Source organism: Micromonospora coerulea (assembly GCF_016598485.1).
Classification (GTDB): domain Bacteria; phylum Actinomycetota; class Actinomycetes; order Mycobacteriales; family Micromonosporaceae; genus Micromonospora; species Micromonospora coerulea.
On record NZ_JAEMUW010000004.1, the window covers coordinates 51,034 to 64,708 of the forward strand.

Consider the following 13,675-nt stretch of genomic DNA (forward strand, 5'->3'; position numbering starts at 1 on the left):
ATGGCACAGTGGGCCGGGCGCGGCAACAACCCGCGCGAGCAGGCCGTGGCGGGGGTCACCCCGGCCGCGGCGATAGGCTGTCGCCATGACCGTCCGTGCGCCCCTGACCCCAGGCACGCTCTCCCCGTGGCGAGCGGTCCCCGCCCACATCCCGCGCCCGGAGTACGTGGGCAAGAAGCGTCCGCAGGAGTGGCGCGGCTCGCACGTGCAGACCCCGGAGACCATCGAGAAGATGCGGATCGCCGGCCGGCTCGCGGCCCAGGCCACCCAGCTCGCCGGGGAGCACTGCAAGCCCGGGGTCACCACCGACGAGATCGACCGGGTGGTGCACGAGTTCCTGGTCGACCACGGTGCCTACCCGTCGACGCTGGGCTACAAGGGCTTCCCGAAGTCCTGCTGCACCAGCCTCAACGAGGTGGTCTGCCACGGCATCCCCGACTCGACCGTGCTGACCGACGGCGACATCATCAACGTCGACGTCACCGCGTACATCGGTGGGGTGCACGGGGACACCGACGCCACGTTCTGCGTGGGTGAGGTGAGCGAGGAGGCCCGGCTGCTGGTCGAGCGGACCCACACGGCGATGATGCGGGGCATCAAGGCGGTCGCCCCGGGCCGGCAGATCAACGTGATCGGCCGGGTCATCGAGTCGTACGCCAAGCGGTTCGGCTACGGCGTGGTCCGCGACTTCACCGGCCACGGCATCGGCGAGGCCTTCCACAGTGGCCTGTACGTGCCGCATTACGACAGCCCCCGGCCGACCGACCTCATGGAGCCGGGGATGACGTTCACCATCGAGCCCATGATCACCCTCGGTACCTATCAGTACGACATGTGGGACGACGGCTGGACGGTGGTCACCAAGGACCGGAAGTGGACGGCCCAGTTCGAGCACACCATCGTCGTCACCGACGACGGCTACGAGATCCTGACCCTGCCGTGACGGAGACCCCGGCGGCGCTGCGCGAGGCGCACCACGCGGACGTGTCCGGCGGCTGGCTCCGGCCGGCGGTGTTCGGCGCGATGGACGGCCTGGTCACCAACATCGCCCTGATCGCGGGTGTCGGCGGTGGCGGCGTGTCGCCGAAGAGCATCGTGCTGACCGGCATGGCCGGTCTGGTCGCCGGCGCCATCTCGATGGGCCTGGGGGAGTACACCAGCGTCCGGTCGTCCAACGAGCAGGTCGCCGCGGAGGTGGCCAAGGAGCGGCGGGAGCTGGAACGGCACCCGGAGGCGGAAGCCCGCGAGCTGGCCGAGGCGTGGGTGGCCCGCGGCCTGCCACGGGACCTGGCCATGCAGGTCGCCGACGCGGTGCGCCGCAACCCGGAGGAGGCGCTGCGGATGCACGTCCGGGAGGAGTTGGGCGTCGACCCCGACGAGCAGCCGAGCCCCTGGGCGGCCGCGATCTCGTCGTTCCTCTGCTTCTCGGTCGGTGCCCTGGTGCCGCTGCTGACGTACCTCGCCGGCTTCACCAGCCTGTGGCTGGCGCTCGGCGTCGGCGGGGTGGGGCTCTTCGTGGCCGGAGCGATCGTCGCCCGGTTCACCAACCGCTCATGGTGGACCAGCGGCCTGCGTCAGTTCCTGCTCGGTGCCGCCGCGGCCGCCGCGACGTACCTGGTCGGCACCCTGATCGGCATCCAGGGCGGGGTCGGCTGAGCTGCTCCTTCGACGGGGCGGTCAGCCGTCGAGGAGGTCGTCGACGGTGCCGTCGACCGGTCGGCCGCGGGCGGCCAGCTCCTCGGCCTGGCGGGCCAGCACCGCGCCGACCTCGGTCATGTCCGCGCTGGCCAGCCCGGTGCGCCGGACCGCGTCGCCCGGGTCCCGGAAGTAGGTGCGGCTGAGCAGGCCGTGCACCGTGGCCGCCGCCAGCCGCGCCTCGCCGAGCATCAGCAGCGCCTGGTCGGTCTCGTACCACTCGGCGAGCCGGGCCGCCCGGGCGTGCGCCGCGCTGCCCCGGTACCACGCCTGCCGGGCGGCGGTGCTGAAGTCGGCCGGCCGGGCCCGGGCCAGCCGCGCCAGGTGCTCGTCGCGCAGGGCACGCAACCAACCGGTCGGGTCGTGCAACGCGCGGGTGGTGACGTACCGGTCGGCGGTCAGCGGCCAGAGCGCGGAGATCGTGCGGGCCTGCCCCAGGTAGTCGTCGGCCCCCGCCACGGTGAGGTCGACCAGCACCCCGTCCACCCGACGGGTGGCCGGCGCCGGACCGCTGCCCGGCCGGTAGGTGGCCAACAGCAGCCCCACCTCGCCGTTCCCACCACCGTCGTCGTCACCGTGCGCCAGCGGGCCGTGCACCGCGATCGCGAGGAGGTCGGCCGGGAACCGGCGCAGCGCCGCCGCTCCCACCCGCTCGGCCACCCGCCACCGTGGATCGTCCAGGTGCGGGTCGGTCCCCAGCTCCATGTCGCTGGTGTCCACGCGTCACCTCCGTCCGGGCGCGGGCCGCCGGTCCGCCCGGCGACGTCGCCGCCCACCACCCTAGCCAGGGCGGTCCGCCGCGCCGGGGCGCCGCGCGGGGTCAGGCCAGGTCGGCCGCCGGCGGCGTCCCGCCGACCGGAACCAGCCGGAAGACGTGGATCTCCCGCCCGCCGGCCCGCTCGGCGTACGTCCGGTAGGCGGGCCACTCGGTGACCAGCAGCTGCCACAGCCGTTCCCGTTCGGCGCCGGTGGCCAGTTCGGCGCGGACCGGGATCCGGCGCCCCTTGACGTCCACCTCGGCGGCCGGCTGTGCCAGCAGGTTCAGCGCCCAGCCGGGCTGGTGCCGTTGCCCCCAGTTCGACCCGGTCACCACGTACGCGTCGCCGTCCGCCACGTACAGCAGGGGATTGCTGCGCGGCTGGCCGGAGCGGCGGCCGGTGGTGGTGATGACCAGGGAAGGCACCAGGCCGAGCGCGACGACCCGGCCCTTGGTGAGCCGGCCGACCATCCGGTCGGCGGGGACCAGCAGGCGCATGGCGCGGAACCACCTGCGGTGACCGAGGCGGCGCGTGAGGGTTCCCAGGACGGACACGGGCCCAGTCTGCCGGCATCCGCACTGTCAGTCGAGGCGGCGTTCCACCGGCAGCCGGGACCGGGTCACCAGCCCGGCCCCGAGCATCGCCAGCAGCGGCACCACCACCAGCACGCCGAGGGTCGACCAGGGCACCACCACCGGGTACGGGGTCTCGACCGGCCACGCCGCCGCGTACCGGCGGTTCACCGAGGCGAGGATGATCACCGCCGAGCCGAGGCCGGCGACGATGCCCAGCACCGAGCCGAGCACCGCGATCACGCCGGCCTGGCAGAGCGAGAGCACCCGGCGTACCCCCGGGCTGGCGCCCACCGCGGCCAGGATGGACAGGTCCCGCCGGCCCTCGGCGGCGGCCAGCCCGGTGGCCACCCCGGCGGCGCCCAGGGTGATCAGGCCGGAGCCGGCGGCCAGCAGAAGCAGCAGCGGCCGCCGGTCCGAGGCCGGCCCCGCCCACGCCACCTGCACCTGAAGCTCGGCGAGCGGGGCCAGATCGGCGGTGAGCCGATCCTGCGCCGCCGGGGCCGGCGGCGCGGTGGTGCCGACCACGTACCCGAGCTGCTCGACCGCCAGGCCGAGCCGGTCGGCGGCCGCCGCGGAGAGAAAGAGCCGGTCCACCGGCAGGCCGCCGCGCAGCGCGTGGCCGGGCAGGCTGGCGGTGGTGGTCTGTGGGACTTCCGCCCCGTCGGTGGTCCGGCTGGCGGTGACGGTCACCCGCCCGTCGACCACCTGCCGCGGGTCGGTGACCACCACCCCGCCGGCCCGCAGCACGCGCGCCGCGGCGACCACCTCGTCGGCGGGGGCGCCGGTGAGCGCGGGCACTGCGGAGCCGTCGTCCACGTACGCCGGGAGGGAGAAGCCGTCCGGACTGCGGAGCGGCCCGGTGCACCGGGGATCGGCGAGGGCCCGGCGGCGGCCGTCGTCGGTCAGGTACTCGGACGGCTGGTACGGGCACGCCCGGTCGGCCGGCACCACCGCGGCGGCCAGGCAGTAGTCCTCCGGAGACGCCGGTGCGGCGCACGCGGGCCCCGCCAGCCGGGCGACCGTACCGCCCGGCAGGGTGGCCCGGATCCGGGTGGCGATCTCCGCCGGCGGGGGCAGCGGGCTCCCCGGCGAGTCGGCACGCAGCAGCATGACGTTGCCGGGCGGCATGCCGGGCTGCCAGTCCGCCCGGGCCCGGGCCTCGTCGCTGGCCAGGTAGACGCCGAGCGCGACGCTGCCGGCCACCGCGGCCATCACCGCGGAGATCGCCGGGGCGGCGGAGGAGCGGTTGCGGCTGGCATCGCGCAGCGCCAGCCGCGGCGCCAGCGGCAGCAGGCGTCCCGCCCGGGCGAGCAGCCCGATCAGCGTCGGGGTGGCGAAGACCAGGCCCAGCTCCCCGAGGATCAGCCCGGTCAGGATCACCGTCGGGCTGGTCCGGGCAGCGCCGAGCGCCGCGACGGCGGCACCGCCGACCGTGAGCAGCATCCCGAGGAGCAGCCAGCGCCGGCGCCGCCGGGGCGGGCTGCGCCGCCCGGCCAGCCCGGCCACCACGTCCTCGCGGGCGGCCGCCCAGGCCGGCGCCAGTGCGGCGAGCACGCCGGCCAGCACCGCCACCGCGGCGATCGCGGCCAGCGCGGCCGGGAAGACGCGGTACCCGCCGGAGCGGGCAAAGGTCAGGTGCTGCTCCACCAACGAGCGGCCGGCGAACGCCGCGGCGGTGCCGAGCAGCAGCCCGAGCGTCGCCCCCGCCGAGCCGAGCACCACCCCGTCGGCCAGCACCACGCGACGCAGCTGCACGTGGTCCCCGCCGGCCACCGCCAGCAGCGCGAGGTCCCGGCGCCGCCGCCGTACGCCGACCGCGAAGGCCGGCCCGACCAGCAGCACCACCTCCAGCAGGCCGAGGCCACCCACCAGCACCGCGTTGCCCGCCTCGGCCGGGTCCGGCGCCGGTGTCGCATCGAAGGGCGCGTCCTCGCGACCGGGCAGGGCGGTGCGGGCGCGCACCGTCAGGCCGTGCGCGTTCAGCCGGTCCACCAGCGCCGGCCCCAGCCGCCCCGGCAGGTCCACCAGCCAGCTGTCGTCGGGCGGGGAGAGCGAGCCGGTCGGAGCCTGCGGCCCCAGCGCGACCACCTCCCGCAGGTTGTCGGGGAACTCCACGGTCCCGACCACCCGGTACATCCGGCCGTCCCTGGTGCGCACCGGGTCGCCGAGGCGTACGCCCAGATGGCGCAGGGCCGGCGGGCTGACCGCGATCTCGTCCGGCGCGGCCGGGCGGCGTCCGGCGCGCAGCGTCGCCAGCCGCCCCGCGACGGGGTCGCTCAGGTCCAGGCTCCGGGCGTCGAACGGCACCGTCCGGCCGTCGAGCCGTACCTCGAACGGGACCGACCAGCGGACCCGGCTGACCCGGCTGCCCGGCGGCAGCAGCCCGGTCACGTCGGCGGCGGTCACCGGGCGGGCCCGCGGCACCAGCTCGCCCCGGGCCGACCAGGAATTCTCCCCCCAGGCGTCCTGGACCACCGCGTTCTCCGCCGACCAGCGCAGCTCCGCGTCGGCGCCGCCGAGCCGCCGCTCCAGCTGCTCCGCCCGGGTCAGCCGGGCCATGTCCCAGCTCACCGCGGTGAAGCTCAGCGCCAGCACGGGCAGCGTGATCATCGCTAGTACCAGCGCGGTACGCCCGCGGGCCCGCCGCGCCTCCCGGCGCGCGATGCGGAGCGCGACCAGCCACGAGCCGACCGCCCCGGCGAACCGGCCCCGGCTCACCGCTCGCTGCCGGTCAGCAGCTGCTCGACGCCGGCCAGCGGCGCCGTCGAGTCGACGAGCACCCCGTCCCGGAGGAAGATCACCCGGTCCGCCCAGCCGGCGTGCCGAGCCTCGTGGGTGACCAGCACCCCCGCCGCGCCGGCGTCCACCCGGCGGCGCAGCAGGTGCAGCACCGCCTCCCCGGCCTGCGAGTCCAGCGCCCCGGTCGGCTCGTCGGCGAGCACCAGCCGGCGCTCCCCGACCAGCGCCCGGGCGATCGCCACCCGCTGCTGCTGGCCGCCGGAGAGCTGGTCGGGAAAGCGGTCGCCCAGCCCGGTCAGCTCAACCTCCGCCAGCGCGGCCAGGGCCAGCCGCCGGGCCTGCCGGACACCCGTGCCGTCGAGCTCCAGGGGCAGCGCGACGTTCTCCGCCGCAGTGAGGCTGCCCAGCAGGTTGAGATCCTGGAAGACGTAGCCGATCCGCCGCCGCCGCAGCCGGGCCAGCTCGCGGCGGCCCAGCCCGCCCAGCGCCGCTCCCTCGACCAGCACCTCGCCGCCGGTCGGGCGGTCCAGCCCGCCGGCCAGCGCCAGCAGGGTCGACTTACCGGAGCCGGAGGGGCCCATCACCGCGACCAGCTCGCCCGGCTGGACGGTGAGGCTGACGCCGCGCAGCGCGTGCACCGCGGCCACGCCGGCCCCGTGGGTCCGGTGGACCTCCCGCAGCTCCAGCACCGCGGCGCCCCCGACGGTCATCGGATCGGCTCCGTTCGCGACTGGGGGGCTCGCACACCCGGCTCACTCTTCGCGCTCACCGGGCCGCCTTTCGTTCGCGACTGCGGGGCTCGCAAACCCGGCTCACTCCTCGCGCTCACCGGTGGGCCTTTCGTTCGCGACTGCGGGGCTCGCAAACCCGGCTCACTCCTCGCGCTCACCGGTGGGCCTCCCTTCCGGGCCGGTCCACCACCACCCCGGCGTCCCCGCTGTCGGGCGCCGGCGGGCGGAGCGGGGCGGGACGGTAGCGGACCAGGCTCGTCTCGCAGTGGTCCAGCCAGCGGATCTCCGCCTCGGCCTGGAAGACCATCGCGTCCAGCACCAGCCGCCAGGGCAGGTCCTCCGGCTTGTCGCTGGCGTACTTCAGCCGGGTCAACTCCTGCAACGCCCGCATGGTCGCGCTGCGCTGGGTCTGCACCACCGCGCGGACGTCCACGCCGGGGGTCGTCAGCGCCAGGGCCAGCTTGATCGCCAGCTCGTCCCGGGGCCGGTCGGTGCGGCTGATCGGGGTGGCGAACCAGAGCGCCAGGTCCGCCCGCCCGGCGTCGGTGATCTCGTACGGTCGCTGCCCGGCCTCGCTCTCCGGCAGCGGGCGCACCAGGCCGTCCCGCTCCAGGCGGGAGAGGGTGGTGTAGACCTGCCCGATGTTCAGCGGCCAGGTCGCGCCGGTGGACTCCTCGAACGCGGCGCGGAGCTGGTAGCCGTACATCTGGCCGCGCTCGAGCAGGGCGAGCAGCCCGTGACGGATGGACATGGCAACGGAGTATGCATACCTGGTATGCGGTCCGCAACCGGAACCACCCGCAGGGTGACCTGGGCCGCTGTCCGCCCGACCGGCTCAGGTGGGGCGGCCCGGGAAGGGCACGGTGAGCGGGGTCACTCTGGCGGTGCGCCGCCACCGGGTGGCGCGCAGCGCGCAGTCGGTCAGCGCGGCCAGGGCCCGGTTCCGGTCCGCCCCGGTGGTGTGCGGCAGCGCCGCCCGCCAGAACCCGGCGGTCCGCTCCTCGATCTCGATCGCCAGCTTGAGCGCGCTGGCCCGGTCGTTCACCGGGTACGGCAGGGCGTAGCCGGCCCGGTCGGCGGGCACCTGACCGCCGCCGGAGCTGAGCTGGAGGATGAGGGCGTCGCGGCGGGCGCGGTGGGCCGCCTCGGCGGCGCGGGCGGCCGTCCGGGCGGCGTCGGTGAGGCGGACGCCGATCGGGCCGTACGCCCAGATCGCCGCGTACTCCGCGGTCAGGGCGGCGGCGAGGGCCTCGGCGGGGCCGGTCGGCGCGGTACGGGGAATCACTTCAACGCCTCCAGATGGGTGGCCCGGGCGGCGGCGATCGAGCCGAGCAGCGCGGCCCGCTCGGCGGGCGCTGCCGCGCACGCCTTCGCCGCGTTCTCCCGACCGGTCTGTTCGGCCGCTTGGAGCTCGGCGAGCAGGCCGTCGGGCTCGGCGGCGCCGGAAGCGGGCGGGGCGCCGGCCGGCGTGCCCGAGGGCGCCGGGCGGCCGATCACCCGGCGCAGCTCGTCGGCGTGGGCCTGGTGGGCGTCGGCGATCGGGGTCAGCCGGTCGGCCAGGCTCGGGTCCGCGGCGAGCGCGGCCCGGTGCTGGGCGGCCAGCGCGGCGGATTCCGCCGCCAACGGCTCCAGCGGGTCGGGCGCCGGCGGCTCGTCGTCGTCGTCGAAAAGATCACAGCCGGTCAGCGCCACGGTCGCCCCGCCGGCCACCACCAGCGCCCCGGCGCGCAGCAGGTTTCGCCGGGAATGCCTGGGTGCCCCGTCGCGCTGTGTTGTTCTGCCAGTCGCCACCGGACAAGTCAACACCATCTGTGGTCGCCCGTGGGCCACCGGCGTCGGTGCGCCGCCGGGTCCGTCGCCCGCTGCGCGCGTTACGCTCTGCCCAGCCACCGGGCGCGATTGCCCCGGTGGCGTGCCGGCATGGCGGGCCGACCCGGCCCGAACCTGATCAGGAGAAGGGTGCGCCAGATGACGCAGCGTGGCCGTGCCACCAGGCCGACGGGGCCCTCCGGGCGTCCCCGGCGGGCCGACGGCCCCCGTGACGGGGACCGGGCCGGCGCACCGCGCGGCGGTGACCTGGGCGCCCGGCGCGCGCGACTGCGCGAGGTGATCGAACCGGTGGTCACGGCGGCCGGGTACGACTTGGAGGACCTCGCGGTCTCCCGGGCCGGCCGGCGGCACATCGTACGGGTGATCGTGGACGCCGACGGCGGGATCAACCTGGACGCGGTCGCGGACGTCTCCCGGGCGGTTTCGGTGGCGTTGGACGCCGCCGAGGAGGCCGGCGGTGACATCGTGGCGGGGGAGTACCAGCTCGAGGTCAGCTCGCCGGGCGTGGACCGCCCGCTCACCCTGCCCCGGCACTGGCGGCGCAACGTCGGCCGGCTGGTCAAGGTGACCGTGCGCGGCACGCCGGGCCGGCCCGAGCAGCGGGCCGCCGGAGACCGGCAGGTCACCGGCCGGGTGATCGAGGCCGACGACGAACGCGTGGTGCTGGAGACCGATGCCGGCCGCGCGGAGCACAGCTACGCCGAGCTCGGACCCGGTCGGGTCCAGGTCGAGTTCGTCCGCCTCGACGAGGCGGACGAGTCCGACGAGGCCGGCGACATTGACGACATTGACGACATCGACGACGAAGATGATGTGGAGGACGAGGAGAGGTGAACATCGACCTCGCGGCGCTGCGCGCACTCGAGCGCGAGCGGGAGATCCCGTTCGACACGATCCTCGCGGCGATCGAGACCGCGTTGCTGACCGCCTACCGGCACACCGAGGGCGCCGAGGCGCACGCCCGGGTGGAGATCGACCGCAAGTCGGGCGCGGCCCTAGTCTACGCCCAGGAGCTGGACGACGACGGCACCGTGGTGCGGGAGTGGGACGACACCCCGCACGACTTCGGCCGGATCGCCGCCATGACGGCGAAGCAGGTGATCCTCCAGCGGCTGCGGGAGGCCACCGACGAGGTGCACTTCGGCGAGTACGTCGGCCGCGAGGGCGACCTGGTCACCGGCGTGGTGCAGGCGCACGAGGCGCGGGCCGAGAAGGGCATCGTCAGCGTCAACCTGGGCAAGCTGGAGGGCGTCCTCCCGCAGTCGGAGCAGGTGCCCGGCGAGCGGTACACGCACGGCGAGCGGATCCGCTGCGTCGTGGTGCACGTGGCGAAGGGAACGCGCGGGCCGCAGATCACCCTGTCCCGTTCGCACCCGGCGCTGGTGAAGAAACTCTTCGCGCTCGAGGTGCCGGAGATCGCCGACGGCACGGTCGAGATCGGCGCGATCGCCCGGGAGGCGGGCCACCGGACGAAGATCGCGGTCCGCTCGACCACCCCGGGCGTCAACGCCAAGGGCGCCTGCATCGGCCCGATGGGGCAGCGGGTCCGCGCGGTGATGAGCGAGCTGCACGGTGAGAAGATCGACATTATCGACTGGTCGGACGACCCGGCGACCTTCGTCGGCAACGCGCTCTCGCCGGCCCGGGCGCTGCGGGTCGAGGTCGTCGACCTGGCCAGCCGCACGGCCCGGGTCACGGTGCCGGACTTCCAGCTCTCCCTGGCGATCGGTCGGGAGGGGCAGAATGCCCGGCTTGCCGCCCGGTTGACCGGTTGGCGGATCGACATCCGGTCGGATGCGGAGCAGACCGGCACGGCCGGCCGGGGCGCTGCTGATCACGTCCCGGAGCCGGGCGGCGCGATCTCGAGCAGCTAGGGGTAGACTTTCTCCAGTGGTACGACGCGCGCTGCCGGAGCGCACCTGTGTGGGCTGCCGGAGACGTGCGCCGGCCAGCGAACTGCTGCGGATCGTCGCGATCGGTGACGAGGCTGGTTACAGCCTCCGGCCCGATCCGGCCCGCAGACTGCCGGGTCGGGGAGCGCACATGCACCCGGATCCGGCCTGCTTCGCGCAGGCGGTGCGCCGCCGCGCCTTCGGGCGGGCACTGCGCATCACCGGGGTCGTCGATCACGGTGAGCTGGCGGAGCACGTTGCCGCGCCAACCACGACGTCCGGTCAGCCCGACCGGGCGAGGGTCGCTAGCAAGGTAGGACGACCGACATGAGCACACGATGAAGTCCCTGAAATGACCAGGCTTCAAGTGCAGGAGTGAGGTCGCTGCGGGTACTGCCCGCACGACCTCGGAGTGAGGAGTGCAGTGGCAGGTAAGGCCCGCGTACACGAGCTGGCAAAAGAGCTCGGGGTCGAAAGCAAGACCGTTCTCGCTAAGCTGAAGGAAATGGGCGAGTTCGTGAAGTCCGCGTCCAGCACCGTCGAGGCGCCCGTCGCCCGACGGCTGCGTGGCGCATTCGTCGCGTCCGCCGGTGGTCCCTCGGCTTCGGCCGCCCCCGCGGCGGCCGCCCCGAGCCCGGCGCCGACCCCGACGCCATCCCCGACCCCGGGTGCCCCCCGGGTGTCGGCCAGGCCGATGCCGCCCCGGCGGCCGACCGCGCCGACCCCTGGACCGAAGCCCAAGGGCCCGGTCCCCGGCCCGCCGCAGCCGGCGACCCCGGTCGCCAAGCCGGCGAGCGCGCACGACATCGAGGTGGCGGCCGCCGAGGCGCGCGCCGCCGCCCTCAAGGCTGAGCAGGAGGCCGCGGTCAAGGCCGCGCAGGCCGCCCGCCAGCAGCAGCGGGAGAACGTCCGCCGGGAGCCTCCGGCCGAGGGCGGTCCCCGTCCGGGTCCGGCTCCGCGTCCGGGTCCGAACGCGGTGCCGCCGCGTCCGGGTACCCCGGCCGCCGGTCGTCCCGGTGGCCCGACCCCGGGCCCGGGTGCCCGGCCGGGCGGTCGTCCGCCGGCGCGCGGCGCCGGTAACAACCCGTTCGGCATCCAGGGCGGCCAGCAGCAGCGGCCCCCGGCCGCCGGTGGCCCCCGGCCCAGCCCGGCGGGCATGCCGCCGCGGCCGAGCCCGGCCTCCATGCCGCCGCGGCCCAGCCCGGCCTCCATGCCGACTCAGCGCCCCACCACGGGTCGCCCCGGTGGCCCCGGTGGCGGTCGTGGCGGCCCCGGTGGCGGCGCGGGTCGCCCCGGCGGCGGTGGCGGTGGCTTCCGCCCCGGTGGCGGTGGCGGTGCCGGCGGCGGTGGCGGTGGCTTCCGCGGCGGTCCCGGTGGCGGCGGCGGTGGCGGTGGCTACCGTGGCGGTCCCGGTGGCGGCGGCGGTGCCGGTGCTCCCGGTGGCGGTTTCCGTCCCGGTGCGCCAGCCGGCGGCGGTGGCCGTCCGGGTGGTGGCGGTCGTGGCCGTGGCGGCGGCGCCGCGGGTGCCTTCGGGCGTCCGGGTGGTCGGCCGACCCGTGGTCGCAAGTCCAAGAAGCAGCGCAGACAGGAGTTCGACAACCTGTCGGCCCCGACCATGAGCTCGGGTGCCCCCCGGGGTCAGGGTCAGGTCGTCCGGCTCTCCCGTGGCGCCTCGCTGTCGGACTTCGCCGACAAGATCAACGCCAACCCGGGTTCGCTGGTCCAGGAGATGTTCAACCTGGGCGAGATGGTCACCGCGACCCAGTCCTGCTCCGACGAAACCCTGCTGCTGCTGGGTGAGCACCTCGGTTTCGATGTGCAGATCGTCAGCCCGGAGGACGAGGACCGCGAGCTGCTCGCGCAGTTCAACATCGACCTCGACGCCGTGGTCGCGGAGGAGCGCCTGGTCAGCCGTGCGCCGGTGGTGACCGTCATGGGTCACGTCGACCACGGTAAGACCAAGCTGCTCGACGCGATCCGTAAGGCGAACGTCGTGGCCGGCGAGGCGGGTGGCATCACCCAGCACATCGGCGCGTACCAGGTCCACGTCCCGCACGAGGGCGAGGACCGCGCGGTGACCTTCATCGACACCCCGGGTCACGAGGCGTTCACCGCCATGCGTGCCCGTGGTGCCCAGGTGACGGACATCGTGGTGCTGGTGGTGGCGGCCGACGACGGCGTGATGCCGCAGACCATCGAGGCGTTGAACCACGCCAAGGCGGCCGACGTGCCGATCGTGGTCGCGGTCAACAAGGTCGACAAGCCGGAGGCCAACCCGGACAAGGTCCGCCAGCAGCTGACCGAGTACGGGCTGGTCGCCGAGGAGTACGGCGGCGAGACCATGTTCGTCAACGTGGCGGCGAAGCCGGGCATCGGCATCGAGGAGCTGCTCGAGGCGGTCCTGCTGACCGCCGACGCGTCGCTGGAGCTGACCGCTCCGATCGACGGGCCGGCGCAGGGTGTGGCCATCGAGGCGCACCTGGACAAGGGCCGCGGTGCGGTGGCGACGGTGCTGGTGCAGAAGGGCACCCTGCGGGCGGGCGACTCCATCGTCGCCGGCGGGGCGCACGGCCGGGTCCGCGCGATGCTCGACGAGAACGGCAACCAGGTCGCCGAGGCGGGTCCTGCCCGTCCGGTCCTGGTGCTCGGTCTGACCGCGGTGCCGGGTGCGGGTGACACCTTCCTGGCGGCCGAGGATGACCGCACGGTGCGCCAGATCGCCGAGCAGCGACAGGCACGGCGGCGGGCGGCGTCCTTCGCCAACTCCCGTGGCCGGGCCACCCTCGAGACGCTCATGGAGCAGCTCAAGGAGGGCGAGAAGACCTCGCTCAACCTGGTGCTCAAGGGCGACGTCTCCGGTTCCGTGGAGGCCCTCGAGGACGCGCTGTTCAACCTCGACATCCCGGAGGAGGTCCAGCTCAGGATCATCCACCGGGGCGTGGGCGCGATCACCGAGAGCGACGTCATGCTCGCGAGCGCCTCGTCCGAGGCGGTCACGATCATCGGCTTCAACGTGCGGGCCGCCAACAAGGTCCGCGAGATCGCCGACCGCGAGGGCGTGGAGATCCGGTACTACACGGTCATCTACCAGGCCATCGAGGAGATCGACGCCGCGCTCAAGGGGCTGCTCAAGCCGGAGTACGAGGAGGTCGAGCTGGGCTCCGCGGAGATCCGCGACGTCTTCCGCTCGTCCAAGGTCGGCAACATCTCCGGCTGTATCGTCCGGTCCGGCGTCATCCGCCGCAACGCCAAGGCGCGGCTGCTGCGGGACGGGTCGGTCGTGGCGGACAACCTCACCATCAGTTCCCTCAAGCGGTTCAAGGACGACGCGACGGAGGTCCGCGAGGGCTTCGAGTGTGGTCTGACGCTGGCCGGTTACAACAACGTCCAGGTCGGCGACATCATCGAGACCTTCGAGATGCGGGAGAAGCCGCGCGCCTGATCCGGTACTGACA

The 13,675-nt window shown here is 74.9% G+C and carries 13 protein-coding genes; 6 read left to right on the forward strand and 7 right to left on the reverse strand.

What is annotated here, in order from left to right; translation table 11 throughout:
- Nucleotides 1-85: 85 nt before the first annotated feature.
- Nucleotides 86-943 carry a type I methionyl aminopeptidase gene (map, locus tag I8N68_RS06840; protein WP_200209009.1) on the forward strand — a complete coding sequence of 286 codons (858 nt, stop codon included), beginning with the start codon at nucleotides 86-88 and terminating at the stop codon, nucleotides 941-943.
- Complete coding sequence (locus I8N68_RS06845; protein ID WP_200209010.1) at nucleotides 940-1,656, forward strand: VIT1/CCC1 transporter family protein; 717 nt, start codon at nucleotides 940-942, stop codon at nucleotides 1,654-1,656. Before map ends, I8N68_RS06845 begins: the two co-directional genes overlap by 4 nt.
- A 21-nt stretch (nucleotides 1,657-1,677) precedes the next feature.
- On the opposite strand, the gene I8N68_RS06850 is transcribed toward I8N68_RS06845, so the two are convergent.
- The 7 genes from I8N68_RS06850 to I8N68_RS06880 form a co-directional block, all read right to left on the reverse strand.
- Nucleotides 1,678-2,400: a nucleotidyltransferase domain-containing protein gene (locus I8N68_RS06850; protein ID WP_200209290.1), complete on the reverse strand. Its 723-nt coding sequence runs from the start codon at nucleotides 2,398-2,400 to the stop codon at nucleotides 1,678-1,680.
- Nucleotides 2,401-2,515: 115 nt separating this feature from the next.
- Nucleotides 2,516-3,007 carry a nitroreductase/quinone reductase family protein gene (locus tag I8N68_RS06855; RefSeq protein WP_200209011.1) on the reverse strand — a complete coding sequence of 164 codons (492 nt, stop codon included), beginning with the start codon at nucleotides 3,005-3,007 and terminating at the stop codon, nucleotides 2,516-2,518.
- Nucleotides 3,008-3,034: 27 nt separating this feature from the next.
- A complete protein-coding gene (locus I8N68_RS06860; protein WP_200209012.1) occupies nucleotides 3,035-5,746 on the reverse strand; it encodes an FtsX-like permease family protein in 2,712 nt (903 codons plus the stop codon).
- On the reverse strand, nucleotides 5,743-6,477 hold the full coding sequence (locus I8N68_RS06865; protein WP_200209013.1) for an ABC transporter ATP-binding protein: 735 nt from the start codon (nucleotides 6,475-6,477) through the stop codon (nucleotides 5,743-5,745). The genes I8N68_RS06860 and I8N68_RS06865 overlap by 4 nt, the downstream gene beginning before the upstream one ends.
- Before the next feature lie 175 nt (nucleotides 6,478-6,652).
- Nucleotides 6,653-7,249, reverse strand: coding sequence for a PadR family transcriptional regulator (locus tag I8N68_RS06870; protein ID WP_200209014.1), 597 nt, complete (start codon nucleotides 7,247-7,249; stop codon nucleotides 6,653-6,655).
- An 84-nt stretch (nucleotides 7,250-7,333) separates the two neighbouring features.
- Nucleotides 7,334-7,783: a ferritin-like domain-containing protein gene (locus I8N68_RS06875; protein ID WP_200209015.1), complete on the reverse strand. Its 450-nt coding sequence runs from the start codon at nucleotides 7,781-7,783 to the stop codon at nucleotides 7,334-7,336.
- Nucleotides 7,780-8,232, reverse strand: coding sequence for a hypothetical protein (locus tag I8N68_RS06880; RefSeq protein WP_200209291.1), 453 nt, complete (start codon nucleotides 8,230-8,232; stop codon nucleotides 7,780-7,782). The genes I8N68_RS06875 and I8N68_RS06880 overlap by 4 nt, the downstream gene beginning before the upstream one ends.
- A gap of 234 nt (nucleotides 8,233-8,466) precedes the next feature.
- Here I8N68_RS06880 and rimP point away from each other — a divergent pair, with 234 nt between their 5' ends.
- From rimP to infB, 4 genes are all read left to right on the forward strand, one after another.
- Entirely contained in the window at nucleotides 8,467-9,162 is a 696-nt protein-coding gene (rimP, locus tag I8N68_RS06885; RefSeq protein WP_200209016.1) for a ribosome maturation factor RimP, read from the forward strand.
- Complete coding sequence (nusA, locus tag I8N68_RS06890; RefSeq protein ID WP_200209017.1) at nucleotides 9,159-10,202, forward strand: transcription termination factor NusA; 1,044 nt, start codon at nucleotides 9,159-9,161, stop codon at nucleotides 10,200-10,202. Before rimP ends, nusA begins: the two co-directional genes overlap by 4 nt.
- 16 nt (nucleotides 10,203-10,218) lie before the next feature.
- Nucleotides 10,219-10,551 carry a YlxR family protein gene (locus I8N68_RS06895; RefSeq protein WP_200209018.1) on the forward strand — a complete coding sequence of 111 codons (333 nt, stop codon included), beginning with the start codon at nucleotides 10,219-10,221 and terminating at the stop codon, nucleotides 10,549-10,551.
- Between the two features lie 93 nt (nucleotides 10,552-10,644).
- Nucleotides 10,645-13,662, forward strand: a complete 3,018-nt coding sequence (infB, locus tag I8N68_RS06900) for a translation initiation factor IF-2 (RefSeq protein ID WP_200209019.1) — start codon at nucleotides 10,645-10,647, stop codon at nucleotides 13,660-13,662.
- Nucleotides 13,663-13,675: the final 13 nt, after the last annotated feature.